Genomic DNA, 16157 nt, shown 5'->3' on the forward strand with positions numbered 1-16157 from the left:
AGGAGCGACGCAAGTCGCGACCGCGTTGCTTCAATCTCGCGCCGTTCCTTGCCATAGCCTCCTGTAGGAGCGGCGTAAGCCGCGACCAATGGACGCGAAGCGGTCGTATAGCCGCAGCCATCGATCGAAGCTTTGATCTGTCGCAGGGTAGGAGCGGCGCGAGCCGCGACCGCGATGTGACGGTCTTGCAGCGTGTTTATCAAGCAAGAGCAGAGCTTCCGTCCGCTCACGCGGCCGGGTTACTTTCTTTTGCTAAGCCCAAAAGAAAGCTAACCAAAGAAAAGGGCTCTTCTTGCAAGGGCACAAGCCACGAGTGCGATGCGCGCGCCGGGATTTTCCGATAAGACGTCCCTGTCTTATCGGAAAACGCCGCACGTCCTGTGCGGCGCCCTCCGGGTCTCCACTTGACCGGTAAAGCGGCAAAGCAGATCAAAATCTCAGCAACAGCAACAGCAACAGCAACAGCAACGATAAGCGTTTGTGACCATCAAGCCGGCGGCGCACCGCGGCTGGTGCCGGCGATGTATTGCGGCGGCCACACCGAGCTCGGCGGGGTGGTGCCTTTGGCCCGCATCTGCGCCTGCAGTTCGGCCTCGAGTACGAGCTGCTGCATCGCGAAGGCCGGGTTGCCGGCGAGGTTGTCGTTCTGCTGCGGGTCGGCGAGGAGGTCGTACATCTCCCAGTCGCCGCCCTGGCCCGGGTCGGATGCCGATCCATACACCGCATACGTCCACTGCGTCGAGCGGATCGCGCGGATCATGCTCGGGCCGTCGCCGGCGATGTCGTCGTAGGTGTAGTGCACGTAGTCCTGCACCGAACTGCTGCTGCCGTCGAGCACCGTGCTGAGGTCGGTGCCGACCAGGTCGGCGAATTGCCCGCTCACCCCAAGCAGGCTGGCCAGTGTCGGCAACAGGTCGACCGAGCTCGCCAGGGCCTGGGTGGTCTGCGCCTGCGGCCAGGCGACCGGGTTGGAGAACAGCAGCGGTACATGGATCGCTTCGTCGTAGGCATTGACGAATTTCTCGACCATGCCGTGCGACAGGCCGAGTTCGCCGTGGTCGGCGAAGCGCACGATCAGGCTCTGCTCGATCAAGTCGCTGCCCATCGCGTCGAGCACCTGCTGGATCTGCGAATCGACGTATTCGACCAGATACGCATAGAAGTCGACGAAATCCTGTTGATTGGCCTGTCCCTCGCTCATCTGGCCCCAGGTGAAGCTCGACTGCGCGCGCGGCTTGGTCGACAGATCTTCGTCGGCATTGGTGGGGATCGGCGCATCGGCGAGGCTGTAGGTCGCCTGGTCGTAAAAGGTCGAGGCCTCGTTCAAATAGCCCAGGTGCGCGTCGTGCGGATTGACCAGCGACACCACCAGGCAGAACGGACTCGCCGGCGGCGCTTGCAGGAAGGCGCGGGCGTCGGCGACGTAGCGTTGATCGTTCTGGTTCGGCTGCACCGGCTGGCCCGGCGGTTGCAGCGGCTGCAAAGGGATCAGGGTGCCGCCGCCGAGGAAGGTGGTGCCGAGGTTGAGTCCGGCATCGTTCGGGTCCCAGCTCTGGAAACCCCAGGGCTGCAGATCGGTGCTCAGCGAGCCGGGTTCTTCGCCGCCGAGCAGATGCCATTTGCCGATCCAGTAGCAGTCGTAGCCGGCGGCCTTCAGCACGGTGGCCAGGTTCGGTACGCCGTTAGGGAAGTGCGGCGGCAGCGGCACGTCGGGCTGCGGCAGGGCCTGCCCGCCGGTGGTGGTGCAGCCGGTGCGCGCCGGGTACTGGCTGGTCAAAAAAGTCGCGCGGCTCGGCGAGCACATGCAGGCGCCGGTGAAGGCGTTGGCGAACTCGATGCCGTTGGCGGCGAGCTGACGCATCGCCGGCATCTTCGCTGCGAGCGTCGGCTGATAGGTCGCTGGCCACTGCAGCAGGCTGCGTTCCTGGTCGGTGACGATCAGGATCAGATTCGGTTTGTTGCCGTTCGAGAACAGATCGCTCAGGGCCATGACGGACGCTCCGTGAAGTGCAAGCTCAAACGCGCGATGCCGCGCGCTCAGGCCGGCGCACGCCGCGGCGCGATATCAAGCCGTGATCGTGGTCACGCCATGGCGGCGCTCGACGCCGGGTTGCGGCTCGATGGGCGGCCGGGAACCGCAGCGATCCGGCGGTTCCGTGACCGCCGTCGCCTGGGTTCACGAAAGTCGGTTTGCGGGTGCTAGTCCGGCCTCCATGCGCGGTGGTACGGTCGTGGCGCAACAAACCATACGCAAACGTATCCAATCGTGCTGGTCGATCCTTGGGAGGGGATGAACTCATGCGCAGAATCTGGTCGTGGTTCGTGTCGTGTTTGGCCCTGTTCGTCGTCGCCTTGCCGGTCGTGGCGGGCGGATTCACAGGCAGTTACCAGCGCATTCCGGGCTGGGATGGGGCCGAGATGGGCGCCTTCGTGATGGTGCCCAAGGACCAGGGACCGGGTCCGTTTCCGCTCGTGGTGATGCCGGCCAGCTGGGCCGTGCCGAACCTGGAGTACGTCGGCCGCGGCGGCATCCTCGCCAGCCAGGGCTATGTGGTCGTCAGCTACACCTCGCGCGGGTTCTGGGATTCGGCCGGGCAGATCGACATCGCCGGGCCCGGCACGGTCGAGGACGTCAGCTCGGTCATCGATTGGGCGCTCGCGCACACGCCGTCGAATCCGGCGCGGATCGGCGCCAGCGGCATTTCCTACGGCGCCGGCATCAGCCTGCTCGCGGCCGAGCGCGATCCGCGCATCAAGGCGGTCGCGGCGCTGAGCGGTTGGGCCGACCTGGAAGCCTCGCTATACGCCAACCGCACCGTCAGCCAGCAGGGCGCGGCCTTGTTGGTGGTGGCCGGCAGCCTCACCGGCCGGCCCGGTCCGGAGTTGGCCCAGGCCACCGCGCGCATGGCGTTCGGCGACTTCGACGGCGCGGTCAACGGCCTGCTGCCGGTGATTCCGCAACGCAGCCCGGTCACCGAGGCGGCGGCCTTGAACCGCAACGGCACCGCGGTGCTGCTCGCCAACGCCTTCAACGACAGCCTGTTCACCCCGGGGCAGTACATCGATTTCTACAACGGCCTGAGCGGGCCGAAGCAATTGCTGTTCAGTCATGGCGACCACGCCACGGTCGAAGCGCCTGGCGCGCTCGGCCTGCCGAACGAGATCTACGACGCGGTCGGCCGTTGGTTCGATCGTCACCTCAAAGGCCTGGCCAACGGCGTCGACAGCGAATCGCCGGTGCGCTTGAAATCGCAGGACGGCGACTGGCGCGGTTACGCCGACTGGAACGCGGTGCAACGCGGCGCGACCGTGTATGCGCTGAGCCGGCCGACGGGCCTGTTGGCGCCGACCGGCGAACTGTCGGGTTCGCCGAGCACCGGCTGGAACCACTCGATCCTCACCGGCCTGCCGACCGTCGCCGACTCCGGCGTGGCCATGCTCAGCGGTTTCCTGCAGTCGCTGCAGATCGCGCCGCAGGCCTCGATCCCGCTGGTGGCGCGTGCCGGCGCCGGGGTGTGGTCGTCGCCGACCTACTGGACCGGCAAGCAGCTCAGCGGCATGCCGCAGTTGCATGTCACGGTCACGCCGACCCAGGCCGACGTCAGCTTGTTCGCCTATCTGTACAGCGTCGATCTGCTCGGCAACGGCACGCTGTTGAGCCACAAACCGTACTCGCTGCGCGGGGCGACGCCGGGCGTGGCGAAGACGATCGACCTGCGCATGGAAGCGACCAGCTGGGACATTCCGGCCGGCCGCAAGCTGGTGCTGGTGGTCGACACCGTGGACCCGCGTTACACCGCGGCGACGCGCATCGGCGGCTCGGTCAGCTTCAGCTCGCCGGCCTCGAACCCCTCGACCCTGACGGTGCCGTTGCGCTGACTCTCGGCGCCACCGCAGCTCGCGACAACGGCGCCCCAGGGCGCCGTTGTCGTGTCGGCGTCGCGCTTGCGTTGCGCCCGCGCCCGGCTAGGATGAGCTGCGAAGGAATCGGCAGGCACTACAACGGCGAGTGCGCGGCGCCGCTGCGATCCGCGCCGTCGCGCCGGCGACGCGCCAAACGATTACGAAATCGGGGATGCGACAGGGGACGCGATGTCGAGCTTCAATTCGTACGAGGCGCCGAAGAGCGCGCTGATCCATTCGCCTCGCGACGCCGGCGAACAGACCGGTCCGTGGCGCGACGGCAAGGACCTGGTGGCCCAGCGCAGCAGCGAGCTGCCGGCGCGTTGCGTCAAATGCAATGCCGAGGCGACGGCGCCCAAGCTGCTGCAGCGCTATTACTGGCATCACCGCGGCTGGCACCTGCTGATCCTGTTCAACCTGTTGATCTATGTGATCGTAAAGGTCGCGATCCGGAAGAGCGCGCGTCTGAACGTCGGGGTCTGCGCCGTGCATGCGCGCAAGCGCTTGGTCGCGATGTGGGCGGCGGCGTTGTTGCTGGCGGCCAGCGTCGCGACCTTGCTCGTCGCAATGAGCGGGCAACTTGGCGGCGCGGCTTATCTGGCGAGCCTGGCTCTGTTGATCGCCGCGATCGCGGTCGGCCTGGTCAAGGCGAGGTTGCTGTACCCCAAGCGGATCAGCGAACGTTATGCGCGCTATGCCGGATGCGGCGACGAGTTCCTCGCCACGTTGCCGAGCTTCGGCGACAGCGATCGTTGAGCGTCGGCGTCGATCCGGGCGCATTCGGGCAAGGCATAAAAAAACGGCCGCTTCGAAGGCGGCCGTTTTCGTCGGGGGCGCGACTCAACCGCGCAAACGCGGCATGCCGTGTTCGTCGCGCTCTTCGATCACCGCCTCGTCGAAGATCTTCTGGCGCAGGTCGCGGCCGGGCAACTCGGTGGCGGCTTCGCCGCGCGCCGCGCGCAATGCGTTGACGTAACTCAGGCGGGCGCGGTTCTCGTCGCCGGCCTGGGCGTAGCCGTGGCCGAGCTCTTCCCAGGCTTCGCTGTTCGCGCCCTGGGCGAGCGCGCGGTGCAGATAGCCTTCGGCCTGCGGCCACTGGCCTTGGGCGCGGCTGATCCGGGCCAGGCTGACCAGCAGGCCCGGGCTGCCCGAATGCGCCTGCAGCCAACGCTCGGCATTGCCGCGGCGCGCCTCTAGGCGGCCGATCGGCAGGCGGCCGTACAAGGCCGCCAGCGATTCGTCCCAACGCGTGTCGAGCGCCTGTTCGAGGCTCTTGGCCGCGGCTTCTTCCCAGCGCAGCGCGGCCGCGCGTTCGGCATAAGCGGCGACCGTGGCCGGCTCGCTCTTCAGCGGCTTCGGCAGGGTTTCCCAATGGTCGGCGAGGACGTTGGCATCGGCGGCTTCGCGCAGCGCCGCTTCGGCCCAGGCGGCTTCGAGCTCGGCGAGGCGTTCGGCCGGCCACACGTTGTGCTGACGCAGTGCGCCGAGCAGGCCGTAAGCCTCGCCGGCGCGGCCGAGTGCGGCCAGGGCCTGCGCGCGCAAAGCCAGGCCGCGCGGCGGCAGCGGTTGCACGTTGGCGGCGTCGAGCGCAGCGAGCGCATCGCCGGCGCGGTCTTCGGCCAGGGCGAGGTCGGCGACGGCGAGCGCGCGCGCGACCGGGTAATCGACGGCGAGCGCATCGAGATGGCGGCTCGCGGCGGCGGCGTCGCCGCGCGCGCTGGCCGAGCGTGCGGCGGCGACTTCGGCGATCGCGGCCACGTCGCGGCTGCGCGCGGCCTGGCCGAGCGATTTCTCGGCGCGGGCCCAATGGCCCTGGTGCAGCGCTTCGAGACCGTCGATGAGGCGTGCGCGTGCCTGCTTCTTGCGATGCCGGCGCATCGCCACGAACGGCAGGCTGATCACTTTCCACACTAGCCACAGTGCGAGCAGGCCGCCGATCAGGATCAGCAAGGCCTTCGGCAGGTTGGTGACGTAGTCGATGCCGCCGTAGGTGACCACGACGTGGCCGGGGTCCTGCACCAGCAACTGCGCGACGAGCGCGCCGACCAGGGCCAGGACGATCCAGAACAACAGATTGCGGAACAGATTCATGTGCGGCACCTCCTTATCGCGCCAGCTTCCTGATCGGGTGTCGGCGGCCCGGCCGGTTCATTGGGCCGTGCGCAACTGGCGCAACTGCTGCAGTGTCGTGCCCAGGGTAGGAACCGACAGTGAAAGCGGCAGCGCGGCCAGTTCGCGCAACTGCGCGAGTTGGCGGTTTTGGGCCGGCGAAGGCGCCGACAGGCGCAGCACCCAGCTTTCGGCACGCTTGAGCGCGGTGCGATAGCCGTCGGCGTCGCGCCGTTCGGCGGCGGCGCGCGCCAGCGAGATTTCCAGTTGCAGGCCGGCGAGCGCGGCGGCGCGGTCGCTGGGGTGGGTGGCGACGGTGCGGTCGACCGGGCGGGTCTCGATCAGGGTGCCGAAGGCGCGGCGCCACCACGGCGCCAGCGCCGGCGCCGCCGCGCTCGGGCGCTCCGGCGGCAGGCTCAGGTTCTGCGCCAACGCATCCAGCTTGGCCATCGCCTGCACGCGCGGTTCGATGCCGAGCTCCTTGAGCGCGGCGGTTTCCTGCAGCAGGGTCTGGCGCAGGCTGAGATAGGCCGGGTCATCGACGCCGTCGAGGACGCCGCCGGCCAGCGCATAGGCGCGGCGTGCGCCTTCCAGGTCGCCGGCGATCTGCAGGCGCTGCTGGCCCAGGGTCAGCAGCAGTTCGGTCTCGTCCAGGCGCATGGCCTGGGCGCCGTGGCGGTCGGGATCGGCGAGCTTGGAGACGCTGTCCTCGATCAGGGCGGCGCGCTGGCCGATGCCGTGCAACTCGTCGCGCAGCACCCGGTTGGTGGTGTCGGCCTGGGCGATGCGGCGGTTTTGCGCTTCCTGGTTGGTGCGGATCGTGTCCAGGCGCTCGCCGAGCGCTTCCAGGCGCTGGCCGGCATCGGCTTCGGCGGCGCGGTCTTGCGCCTGCCGGTTCTGCCATTGCTGCCAGCCGTACCAGGCGCCGCCGCCGGCGATCAGCAGCACGATGAGCAGCCAGAGCCAGCCGTTGGAACCGCGACGCGGCGTCGGCGATGCGGGAGCGGGGGATGCGGGAGTCGTGGACACGGTATCGAGGGGGGTGTTCATGGCCCGGCCATGCTACCGGATCGGTGCATCAAGACTGCCTTGACGCGATCAGCAGGCCGGCGGCGGCCGCTCGGGGGCGTCGCCGCCGGCGAGCGCGGCGCAGCCGGCCAGCAGGTCCTGCGCGCGCGGCCCGGCGGCCACCTCGACCTCGGCGAAGCCGAGGCCGCGCGCGAGCTCGGCCAGACGCGCGCTGGCGGCGCTGACGCGTGCCCGGCGCAGACGCGCGCCGGCAGCTTCGGGCAATTGCGCGAGCACGCGTTCGAGCGCTTCGCCGCTCGACAGCGCCAACCACAGCGGGCCGTCGAAGCCGAGCAGCCGCGCGATTTCGAACCGCGACGGCGCGGCCGGTTCGCGCACGTAGATGTCGGCGCGCAGCACGCGCGCGCCGCGCGCCTGCAAGGCCGGCGCGAGCACGCCGCGCCCGCCCGCCGCAGTCAGCAAACCGAATGCTTCGTTATCGAAATGTTGCAGTTCCGCTAACGCGAGCAGACCTTCGCTGTCCATGCGATGCGGCCACAGCACTTCGGCGATGCCGATTTCGTTCAACACCGCGGCGGTGCCTGCGCCGACGGCGTACCAACGCTGGCCGGCGCGCGTGCTCAACGACGGTTGCAGATCGCGCAACGCGCGCGCTGCGGCGGGACTGGTGACGAGTACGTGCGGCGCCGCCAAAGCATCCGATAACGCACGCCGGGATGCCGAATCGTCCTGCGTGCGCACCGACCACGGCGAAAGCTCGATCAATCCGCCGCCGTACTGTGCGGCGATACGACGAAGTTCTTCGTGATCGCCGCTCGGACGCAGTGAGATCACGTACCATCCCGGCGGTTGTCGCAGCTCGCGGCTCATGCGAACAGCTTCGCACAGCGCTGCCGATCGCGGCACTCGCCGGTGGCCGCCGTCTCCGGCGCGACACTCAATACTCCCCCGAACTGCAATGCCTTCGATGACTTCCGACGCCGCTCTGCAACGCCTTCATCAGCACTACCAATCGATGCCGCCGGTCGCGGCCATGCAGGTCAACATCGCCGGTTACGACGGCTCGCGCCTGCGCCTGCACGCGCCGCTGTCGCAACACGTCAACGACAAGGGCTGCGCCTTCGGCGGCAGTCTGGCCTCGATGATGACCCTGGCCTCCTGGGGCGTGATGTCGCTCGGCATCGAACAGGCCGGCCTCAAGGCCGAGGTGTTCGTCGCCGACAGCCAGACCCGCTACCTCGCGCCGCTGTTCGCCGACCTGGACGTGCACGCCGAGCTCGCCCCGGGCGCCGACTGGGGCAGCTTCCTGACCACCCTGCGCGAGCGCCGCCGCGCCCGCACCTCGCTGATCGCGCGCGCGCTGCTGCCCGAAGGCGGGATCGCGACCGAGTTCACGGCGCGCTACGTGGCCATCGCTAAGCCCTGACGCGAACGGTAGGATGCACGCCGAACGTCCTTTCCGCCGGAGTCCGCGATGCGCCCGCTTTCGAACAGCTCGCTCCTGATGCGCTTGTTGCAGCTCGCCCTGATGTTGTCGTGCGTGCTCGCGCTCGGCGGTTGCCAGACCACCGGCACCCAGAACAACAAGATCGGCGAGACCCAGTACGCCTATTCGGCGGCGATCCGCTGGGGCGACTTCGAGGGTGCGGTCAACCTGATCGAGCCCAAGCTGCGCAAGCAACTGGCGCCGACGACGATGCAACTGGAGCGCTACAAGCAGATCCAGGTCTCCTCTTACCGCGACGTCGGCACCGAGATGGACAAGGAAAAGGGCACCGCGGTGCGCCTGATCGACATCGGCGTGATCAACCGGCACACCCTGGCCGAGCGCACCGTGCGCTACACCGAGGCCTGGACCTGGGACCCGGAAGCCAAGACCTGGTGGCTGGTCAGCGGCCTGCCGGACTTCTGGGCCGGCCAGTAACCGCTCCGGGCCGCCCGGCATGGGCGGCCCCGCTCGCACCGCCCCGCTCAGAGCGCCCGCTCCGAACGCGCTTTTGCGCCGCCGCGCGCGCTGGGCGACAATCGCCGCCCGTTCGGGCCTCTGCGAGTCCGACTTCGTGAGCCCGACCTTGTGAGCCCGATCCTGTGAGCATGACCCCGTGAGTCTTGAAGAACTGCTGGCGTTCGCCGGCCGCCACCTGTACCTGTCGCTGGGCTTCGCCGGCCTGACCCTGGCCATCGTCTACACCGAGATCGCGCGCCTGTTCCGCGGCTACAAGGCCCTGCGCCCGGCCGAGCTGACCGCGTTGATCAACCGCGACAACGCCCTGGTCATCGACCTGTCGGCCAGCACCGAGTTCGAGAAAGGCCACATTCCGGGCAGCCGTTCGGTCCAGCCGAGCCAGTTCGACCCGGAGAGCAAGCTGCTCGCCAACGCCAAGGCGCTGCCGGTCGTGGCGGTGTGCCGTACCGGCCAGGCCTCGGCCGACGCCGCCAAGCGCCTGAAGAAGGCCGGCTTCGAGCAGGTCTATTGGCTCGACGGCGGCATCCAGGCTTGGCAACAGGCCGAACTGCCCTTGATCAAGGGCCGCGGCTGAGCCCTGCGGCGCGGCCGCGACGCTGTCGCGCCACCGCCACGGGCGCCACCTAGACTGCGCCTCGTCCACCCTCGATAGCCGCCGTGCGTGATCCCGGTCCGGGTGTTTGGTCCCGGTCCGCGCGAGCGGGCATAATCGACCTCTTTTCTGAATTCCGCTGGGGAGTCACCCGAATGTCCGAAGAAAACGTCAACGGCGCCACCGCGCCGGCCGAAGCCGCAACCGGCCCCGCGTTCACCGTCGAGAAGATCTACGTAAAGGACGTCTCCTTCGAGGTGCCCGGCGCTCCGGCCGTGTTCGCCGAAGCCGCGCAGCCGCAGCTGCAGCTGAACCTGTCGCAGAACGTGCAGCGCGTCGGCGAGAACGCCTTCGAGGTCGTCCTCGGCATCACCCTGACCTGCACCGCCAACGACAAGCCGATGTACCTGGCCGAAGTGAAGCAGGCCGGCGTGTTCGGCCTGATCGGCTTCGACGCGGCGACCCTCGACGCGATGCTCGGCACCCACTGCCCGAACGTGCTCTACCCGTACGCGCGCCAGTTGGTCAGCGACCTGATCCAGGCCGGCGGCTTCCCGCCGTTCTTCCTGCAGCCGATCAACTTCGACGCCCTTTACGCCGAAGGCGTGCGTCAGCGCGGCGCCCAGTCCGAAGGCGGCCTGGCCGACGCGGAAACCGCTGGCAACGCCTGAGCCACGGCTCGCCTCGCGCATGACCCACGATCCGTCGCCGGCCGCTGCGCCGAAACCGCGCGTGGCGGTGCTCGGTGCCGGTTCCTGGGGCACCGCGCTCGCCGCGCTGATCGCCCGGCACGGTCATCCGACCGTGCTGTGGGGCCGCGACGCCGACGGCGCCGCGGCCATCGATACGCGGCATGAAAACCCGCGCTACCTGCCCGGCATCGCCTTGCCGGACTCCCTGCGCGCGACCACCGACCTGGCCCTCGCCCTGCGCGACGCCGACCTGGTCCTGGTGGTGGTGCCCTCGCACGCCTTCGCCGAAACCCTGCGCGAGCTCGCTCCGCACCGTCCCGCGCATGCGGGCGTGGCCTGGGCGACCAAGGGCTTCGAGCCCGGCAGCGGCCGGTTCCTGCACGAAGTCGCCGGCGAAGTGCTCGGCGACGACGTGCCGTTGGCGGTGGTGACCGGGCCGTCGTTCGCGAAGGAAGTCGCGCAAGGCCTGCCGACCGCGCTGACCGTGCACTCCGACGATGCCGCCTTCGCCCAGAGCGTGGCCGATGCCCTGCATGGGCCGGCGTTCCGCGCCTACACCGGCGACGACATGCTCGGCGCCGAACTCGGCGGCGCGATGAAGAACGTGCTCGCGGTCGCCACCGGCGTCGCCGACGGCATGCAGCTCGGCCTCAACGCGCGCGCCGGGCTGATCACCCGCGGCCTCAACGAAATGCTGCGCCTCAACCAGGCCATCGGCGGCCAGCCCGAGACCCTGATGGGTCTGGCCGGCCTCGGCGATCTGGTGCTGACCTGCACCGGCGATCTGTCGCGCAACCGCCGCCTGGGCCTGGCCCTCGGCCGCGGCCAGTCGATCGAAGACGCGGTGCGCGAGATCGGCCAGGTCGTCGAATCGGTGCAGACCGCCGACGAAGTGATGCGCCAGGCCGAACGGCACGGCGTCGAACTGCCGATCTCCAGCGCGGTGCGCGCCGTGCTGCACGGCGAGATCACTCCGGCCGACGGTCTGCGCAAGCTGCTCTCGCGCGAGCAGAAACCCGAATACCCGACCGACCTGTTCGGTTGAGTCGCAACGCCGGCGCTGCTGCCGGCGTCGCTGCGTCCGCCGCGACTATCGCGGCCACCCACCCCCTCGAAACCCTCGGGAAAGGAACTCCTATGCGTCGTACGCGGGCCGTCTGGCCGCTCGTGCTCTCCCTGTTGTCGTTGCCGGCCTTCGCCGCGCCGCCGCCCTGCGGCAGCTATGTGACCGACGACTCCCCCGATCGCCTGATCTTCGACGGCAGCCGCGTCGAGCTGCGCGACGAGGAAGGTTTCCTTTCCGAGTTCTCGCCCTACGCCTACCGCGTCGAAGGCGACACCTTGTGGGTGCGCTCCGCCGACAGCAATGTGCTCAAGACCTACAAGATCGAAAGCGACGGCCGTCTGGTCCAACAGGCCGACCGCTTCGACAAGGGCGGCGAGGTCTACCGGCAGGTCGCCAAGGCGCAGTGCCAGCCGGCGGGCACCCAGGTCGTGGCGGTCGCGCCCCTCGAAGGCAAGCAACACCGCGACGACCAGCAAGATTGCGCGCTCGGCGACGTCCAGTCCTGCGTCGCGGTCATCGATTTCGGCCACACCCTCGCGCCGGCGCAAAGCGCGGCGAAACTGGAAACCTACTGCCGCCGCGACCGCAGCCCCTACGCCTGCAAGCAATGGGTCAAGTCGCTGAGCGCCGAGGAAGCGGGCGCGCCGATATACATGTTCCGCACCCAGCGTGTGTCCGAGGCCGGCCTGGCCGCGTTGCGGGTGTCTTGCCGCGACATCGGCGACGGCAAGGCTTGCGTCTCGCTGGCCGACCAGCAATGGCTGGCCGGGCGCTATGCCGATGCGCACGACAGCTTCGCCTTCGCCTGCGACGGCAAGCTGTCCAAGGACGCCTGCAAGCGCATCCACGAGCTGAGCGGGCTGAACCTGCGCAACGATGCGCCGCGCCAGCCGCCGCGCCAGCCGTGCGGCAGCTATGTCCTTCCCGATTCCGAAACGAGCCTGTTCGGTGTGTTCCGTTTCACCGATGGGCAGGGCGCGAGCATGTCGGAAGAAGGCGAAGCCGACATGCGCTATCGCCTGCGCGAAGACGAAGTGCTGGTGCGCCACGACAAGGGCGACGATTTCGTGCTGCGCTGGTTCGATGCCGACACCCTGATCGGCATGGACGAGTGGACCCGCTACAAGGCGTATCGGCGCACCGAGCCCGCGCAGTGCGAGGCTATCGCCATGCCGGTGGCCGGCAAGCGCCTCAGGGAAACGCCGTACAAGGTCGACCACTGCGCCTTGACCGATCCGGGCGGCGCCGCGGCCTGTTGCGCGAAGGGTTCGATGTCGGCCTGCATGGGCGAGGGCCACATGGCCGCGCTCAACAACAACTGGGCCGTGGCCGCGCGTTCTTACGACAAGGTCTGCGCGATGCACGTGCGCGAAGGCTGCGGCAATCTCGTCGCTGCCTACCACAACACCGGCGACGACAAACTGCTCGCCGGCATCCGCAAGGTTTGCGCCGACACCCCCGACTCGGTGGCTTGCGAAGAACTGCAACTGGCCAGCCCGCAGCAGGTCGAAGAGAAGCGCCTGGAGCGCGAGATGGCGCAGGAGCTGCAGAAGCTGCTGCAGGAAGGCGCGAAAGACGGCGAATCGCAGGACGCGCCCGAAGGCGAGCGCTGAGCGCGAGGCCCGGTCTGCCGAGGTTCGTTATCGGCGGGCCCTGGCGCCGCCGCCACGAAGCAAGAGCGCCGTCGCTACGAAGCGAGTCAGCCCAGTGGCTTCGCCGATCCGAACCCCGGACAAAAAAAGAGCCCGGCCTTTCGGCCGGGCTCGATCGCGACGTTTCGGGGGAGAGAGAGAACGGATCGCGGTGTTGCGGAATACTTATCGGTAGCGCTTTCTATCAGAAGCTGAAGCGCGGGCCGATGAAGAATTCCTTTTCGCCGCCGTCGAGGAACTTGGCGTCGGCGGTGATGCCCCAGTTCTGGTTGAACTTCACCAAGGTACCGACACGGCCGTAGAACTTGCCGTCGTAGGACTTGTCGTAGTCCTGGTAGCCGGCGAAGGCATAGCCTTCCCAGTTCGGCGTCAGGGTGCCGTTGACGCCCACTTCGACGCTGCCGCCCTTGAGCTTGTAGTCGCCGAACGAGTCGAAGTCGGACTTGTTGTGCTCATAAGCCAGGCGGGTCACCAGGTCGACGCGCTTGCTCAGCTCGTGGTTGTAGCCCACGCCCACGCGCAGATGATCGACGTCGTAGCCGGGAACGCGGAAGGTGCCGAAGTTGTACGAATCGGTCTTCTGCTGGCTGTAGCTGCCGAAGACGTGGAAGTTCGGGTGGAACGCGTACGAACCGCCGATGGCCCAGCCGTCGGAGTCGGTGTACTTGGTTTCGCCGTCGGTCTTGGCGTAACCGGCCTGTGCGTAGTTGTAGGACACGCCTTCGGCCGCGGAAGCTGCGAACGGCAGGGCGGCGGCGAGGGTGAGGGCAAGCAATGCACGCTTCATAAGGTCTAAGCCTCTTTATTGGTTTTATTCCGAATCCTCGCGCCTCGGAGTAAGGCGTCCGTGTGGATTCGGTGTGCGCAGTATCGGCATCGCGCTTCAATCGAACCTGAATTTTGTGTGCCTTTTTACAGGAACTAAACGTTCTGCTTACGGTACTTGGACATTTACCTAGGCCTTAAGTCATGGTTTTTTCCGCTCGGTTCAGCGAATGACGAGGCAATCTTGCCCGCGGCTGAATGTCTTGTTTCGCCGTATTCGGCAAAGCCGCGCGAATCGATCGGAGTGAAATGCAAGGAACGGATATCGCCGGACCCGATCGCGGCCCGAACATGAGCGGACCTGGTTTGTTCCGCGAGCGCCGACCCATGACGTTTGTCACCGATCACCCCTTACGCCCGATGCCGTCGGACGAATTCCTGGCGCTTGACGAACGCATCGGAACGCAGGACTGGGGCGCCATCGCCGCCGCGTTGGATGGCGGCGGTCATGCGCTGATGCGGCAGTTGCTGACGCGCGAGGAGTGCGACGCTATCGCCGGCGCTTACCACGATGAGGCCCGTTACCGCAGTCGCGTGGTCATGGCTCGGCATGGTTTCGGGCGCGGCGAATACCGTTATTTCCGCTATCCCTTGCCCGATCTCGTGCAAGGTTTGCGCGGCGCCCTGTATCCGCGGCTCGCGCCGATCGCCGAGCGCTGGAACCAGGCCATGGGCATCGCCGTGCGCTACCCGCCGCGGCTGCAGGACTTTCTCGCGCGCTGCCATGCTGCGGGCCAGACCCGGCCGACGCCGCTGCTGCTGCGTTACGCGAGCGGCGACTACAACTGCCTGCACCAGGATCTGTACGGCGAGCATGTGTTCCCCTTGCAGGCGGCGATCCTGCTGTCGCAGCCGGGACGCGATTTCGAAGGCGGCGAGTTCGTGTTGACCGAGCAGCGCCCGCGCATGCAGTCGCGGGTCGAGGTGGTGCCGCTGCAGCAGGGCGACGCGGTGATGTTCGCGGTCAACCAACGGCCGGTGCGCGGCGCGCGCGGCCATTACCGCGTGGCGATGCGTCACGGTGTCAGCCGCCTGCATTCGGGACAGCGGCATACCCTGGGCGTGATCTTCCACGACGCGAGCTGAGCCGAGGTCGCGGCGATAACGTCGAGGCGTGCCGGGCACGGCCAGCGTTGGCGCCGTCGGCGGCGCCAGGTTACGGCGGCCAGCGCCGGTGTTTCATGCATGAACGACTCGGACGTGACCGTGTTCGCGCGGCCACGGCGTTGGCTATGGAGTCGCGGCCCATGCGCCGCGACAACGCGACGATGGCCGATCGCGGTGCGCGCCTGGCGGCACGCGCCGACGCCGGAGGCTTCGCGCGTCCATGGACGTAGTCGCCGTCAGGGAGTCAGGTCATGGCATTGCACGAACAAGCGTATATCCGTCGCGAACTGGAGTTTCCGGGGGCCTTGAGCAATGGCGCGAGCGGGGCGGGCGCAAGACGGGTCCAGGAATGGCTGGGGTTTCACGGCAACGGCACGCCGATCGACGGCAAGTTCGGTCCGGCCACCAACCGCGCTATCGAGGCCTTCGCCGCACGCAAGCATCTGAGTTACGCCGGCACCTTGACCCACGAGGTGTGGGCGGCGCTGACCGAGCCGATGGCGCGCGTGGTCGGTTTGCCGGCGAAGGCGCCGAATAAGTCGTATCCGCAACTCGTGCGTTGGTTCGCCGAGCAGCACTTGGCCGAGCATCCGGTCGAACTCGGCGGCGCCAACCGTGGGCCCTGGGTACGCATGTACATGAAGGGCAGCGAGGGCGAAGCCATGCTCTGGTGCGCCGGCTTCGTCAGCTTCGTCATGCAGCAGGCCGCCGAGAAGGCCGGCCGCGCCGCGCCGATCGCCGGCAGCTTCGGCTGCGACGAACTCGCGCGCCAGGCGAAGGCGGCGGGGCGTTTCGTCGCCGGCAAGAACGTTGCCCATAACGGCGGTTTCGGCGCGCTCGGCGCTTGCGGCATCTTCCTGGTGCGCAAGACCTCGAGCGACTGGATCCACACCGGTTTCGCCTTCGACGGCGGCGAGGAAAGCTTCCTCAGCATCGAAGGCAACACCGACCACAAGGGTTCGGCGAACGGCTTCGAGGTCGCGCGCCGCACCCGCCGCACCGCCGCCAACGATTTCATCCGCCTCGCTTAAGCGGGGCGCTGCCCCGCGGCCGCGCCGTCTTCCCGCGTTCCGCCCGCCGAACGGGCGGTGCGTCCTGGTTCCGTTTTCGCCCGTCCCCGCCAGACGAAATGTTGGCGGGGCGTATTGACGCGCCCTTCACCTCGACTTACATTGCCTCGTCAATGAAATGATATATCGTTTCATTTCACAGAAGG

Annotated in this window: 15 protein-coding genes; 10 read left to right on the plus strand and 5 right to left on the minus strand. The window is 68.0% G+C overall.

Features of this window, described 5'->3' with window-relative positions; translation table 11 throughout:
- Window positions 1-487: 487 nt before the first annotated feature.
- The gene (locus ACTJJK_RS00760) at window positions 488-1990 is read right to left on the minus strand and encodes a sulfatase-like hydrolase/transferase (RefSeq protein WP_440729205.1); all 1503 of its coding nucleotides are present in this window, start codon (window positions 1988-1990) and stop codon (window positions 488-490) included.
- 308 nt (window positions 1991-2298) lie between these two features.
- Between ACTJJK_RS00760 and ACTJJK_RS00765 the strand changes: the two genes are divergently transcribed.
- Both ACTJJK_RS00765 and ACTJJK_RS00770 read left to right on the plus strand, forming a co-directional pair.
- Window positions 2299-3879, plus strand: coding sequence for a CocE/NonD family hydrolase (locus ACTJJK_RS00765; protein WP_440729206.1), 1581 nt, complete (start codon window positions 2299-2301; stop codon window positions 3877-3879).
- 213 nt (window positions 3880-4092) lie between these two features.
- Window positions 4093-4659, plus strand: coding sequence for a hypothetical protein (locus tag ACTJJK_RS00770; protein ID WP_440729207.1), 567 nt, complete (start codon window positions 4093-4095; stop codon window positions 4657-4659).
- Between the two features lie 84 nt (window positions 4660-4743).
- Here the strand turns inward: ACTJJK_RS00770 and ACTJJK_RS00775 are convergent, their stop codons facing one another.
- From ACTJJK_RS00775 to ACTJJK_RS00785, 3 genes are read right to left on the minus strand one after another with little or no spacing between them, the layout of a single operon-like run.
- On the minus strand, window positions 4744-5994 hold the full coding sequence (locus tag ACTJJK_RS00775; RefSeq protein ID WP_440729208.1) for a heme biosynthesis protein HemY: 1251 nt from the start codon (window positions 5992-5994) through the stop codon (window positions 4744-4746).
- A gap of 57 nt (window positions 5995-6051) precedes the next feature.
- Window positions 6052-7062, minus strand: coding sequence for a uroporphyrinogen-III C-methyltransferase (locus ACTJJK_RS00780; protein ID WP_051885144.1), 1011 nt, complete (start codon window positions 7060-7062; stop codon window positions 6052-6054).
- Between the two features lie 48 nt (window positions 7063-7110).
- Entirely contained in the window at window positions 7111-7875 is a 765-nt protein-coding gene (locus tag ACTJJK_RS00785) for a uroporphyrinogen-III synthase (RefSeq protein ID WP_223621562.1), read from the minus strand.
- 124 nt (window positions 7876-7999) lie between these two features.
- On the opposite strand from ACTJJK_RS00785, the gene ACTJJK_RS00790 reads away from it, so the two are divergent.
- The 6 genes from ACTJJK_RS00790 (at window position 8000) to ACTJJK_RS00815 (ending at window position 12970) form a co-directional block, all read left to right on the plus strand.
- Window positions 8000-8467 (plus strand): YiiD C-terminal domain-containing protein, encoded by a 468-nt coding sequence (locus ACTJJK_RS00790; protein ID WP_031372768.1) that lies wholly within the window; start codon window positions 8000-8002, stop codon window positions 8465-8467.
- A 48-nt stretch (window positions 8468-8515) separates the two neighbouring features.
- Window positions 8516-8965 (plus strand): hypothetical protein, encoded by a 450-nt coding sequence (locus ACTJJK_RS00795; RefSeq protein WP_223621561.1) that lies wholly within the window; start codon window positions 8516-8518, stop codon window positions 8963-8965.
- Window positions 8966-9143: 178 nt separating this feature from the next.
- Complete coding sequence (locus ACTJJK_RS00800; RefSeq protein WP_031372766.1) at window positions 9144-9581, plus strand: rhodanese-like domain-containing protein; 438 nt, start codon at window positions 9144-9146, stop codon at window positions 9579-9581.
- A gap of 173 nt (window positions 9582-9754) precedes the next feature.
- A complete protein-coding gene (gene secB / locus ACTJJK_RS00805; protein ID WP_031372765.1) occupies window positions 9755-10270 on the plus strand; it encodes a protein-export chaperone SecB in 516 nt (171 codons plus the stop codon).
- Between the two features lie 19 nt (window positions 10271-10289).
- Complete coding sequence (locus ACTJJK_RS00810) at window positions 10290-11336, plus strand: NAD(P)H-dependent glycerol-3-phosphate dehydrogenase (RefSeq protein WP_031372764.1); 1047 nt, start codon at window positions 10290-10292, stop codon at window positions 11334-11336.
- Window positions 11337-11428: 92 nt separating this feature from the next.
- Window positions 11429-12970 carry a hypothetical protein gene (locus tag ACTJJK_RS00815; protein WP_440729209.1) on the plus strand — a complete coding sequence of 514 codons (1542 nt, stop codon included), beginning with the start codon at window positions 11429-11431 and terminating at the stop codon, window positions 12968-12970.
- 223 nt (window positions 12971-13193) lie between these two features.
- On the opposite strand, the gene ACTJJK_RS00820 is transcribed toward ACTJJK_RS00815, so the two are convergent.
- Window positions 13194-13796, minus strand: coding sequence for a porin (locus tag ACTJJK_RS00820; RefSeq protein ID WP_031372762.1), 603 nt, complete (start codon window positions 13794-13796; stop codon window positions 13194-13196).
- A gap of 365 nt (window positions 13797-14161) precedes the next feature.
- On the opposite strand from ACTJJK_RS00820, the gene ACTJJK_RS00825 reads away from it, so the two are divergent.
- Window positions 14162-14920, plus strand: a complete 759-nt coding sequence (locus ACTJJK_RS00825) for a 2OG-Fe(II) oxygenase (RefSeq protein WP_440729210.1) — start codon at window positions 14162-14164, stop codon at window positions 14918-14920.
- A 272-nt stretch (window positions 14921-15192) separates the two neighbouring features.
- Entirely contained in the window at window positions 15193-15972 is a 780-nt protein-coding gene (locus ACTJJK_RS00830) for a peptidoglycan-binding domain-containing protein (RefSeq protein WP_440729211.1), read from the plus strand.
- Window positions 15973-16157 lie beyond the last annotated feature (185 nt).

Origin of the sequence: Lysobacter sp. 22409 (assembly GCF_052045105.1) — a bacterium.
Taxonomy (GTDB): Bacteria; Pseudomonadota; Gammaproteobacteria; order Xanthomonadales; family Xanthomonadaceae; genus Lysobacter; species Lysobacter antibioticus_B.

Coding starts and splice junctions, on each gene's coding strand:
- ACTJJK_RS00760 (WP_440729205.1), bottom strand. CDS start 1,990: ATGGCCCTGAGCGATCTGTTCTCGAACGGCAACAAACCGAATCTGATC.
- ACTJJK_RS00765 (WP_440729206.1), top strand. CDS start 2,299: ATGCGCAGAATCTGGTCGTGGTTCGTGTCGTGTTTGGCCCTGTTCGTC.
- ACTJJK_RS00770 (WP_440729207.1), top strand. CDS start 4,093: ATGTCGAGCTTCAATTCGTACGAGGCGCCGAAGAGCGCGCTGATCCAT.
- ACTJJK_RS00775 (WP_440729208.1), bottom strand. CDS start 5,994: ATGAATCTGTTCCGCAATCTGTTGTTCTGGATCGTCCTGGCCCTGGTC.
- ACTJJK_RS00780 (WP_051885144.1), bottom strand. CDS start 7,062: ATGAACACCCCCCTCGATACCGTGTCCACGACTCCCGCATCCCCCGCT.
- ACTJJK_RS00790 (WP_031372768.1), top strand. CDS start 8,000: ATGCCTTCGATGACTTCCGACGCCGCTCTGCAACGCCTTCATCAGCAC.
- ACTJJK_RS00795 (WP_223621561.1), top strand. CDS start 8,516: ATGCGCCCGCTTTCGAACAGCTCGCTCCTGATGCGCTTGTTGCAGCTC.
- secB (WP_031372765.1), top strand. CDS start 9,755: ATGTCCGAAGAAAACGTCAACGGCGCCACCGCGCCGGCCGAAGCCGCA.
- ACTJJK_RS00810 (WP_031372764.1), top strand. CDS start 10,290: ATGACCCACGATCCGTCGCCGGCCGCTGCGCCGAAACCGCGCGTGGCG.
- ACTJJK_RS00815 (WP_440729209.1), top strand. CDS start 11,429: ATGCGTCGTACGCGGGCCGTCTGGCCGCTCGTGCTCTCCCTGTTGTCG.
- ACTJJK_RS00820 (WP_031372762.1), bottom strand. CDS start 13,796: ATGAAGCGTGCATTGCTTGCCCTCACCCTCGCCGCCGCCCTGCCGTTC.
- ACTJJK_RS00825 (WP_440729210.1), top strand. CDS start 14,162: ATGACGTTTGTCACCGATCACCCCTTACGCCCGATGCCGTCGGACGAA.
- ACTJJK_RS00830 (WP_440729211.1), top strand. CDS start 15,193: ATGGCATTGCACGAACAAGCGTATATCCGTCGCGAACTGGAGTTTCCG.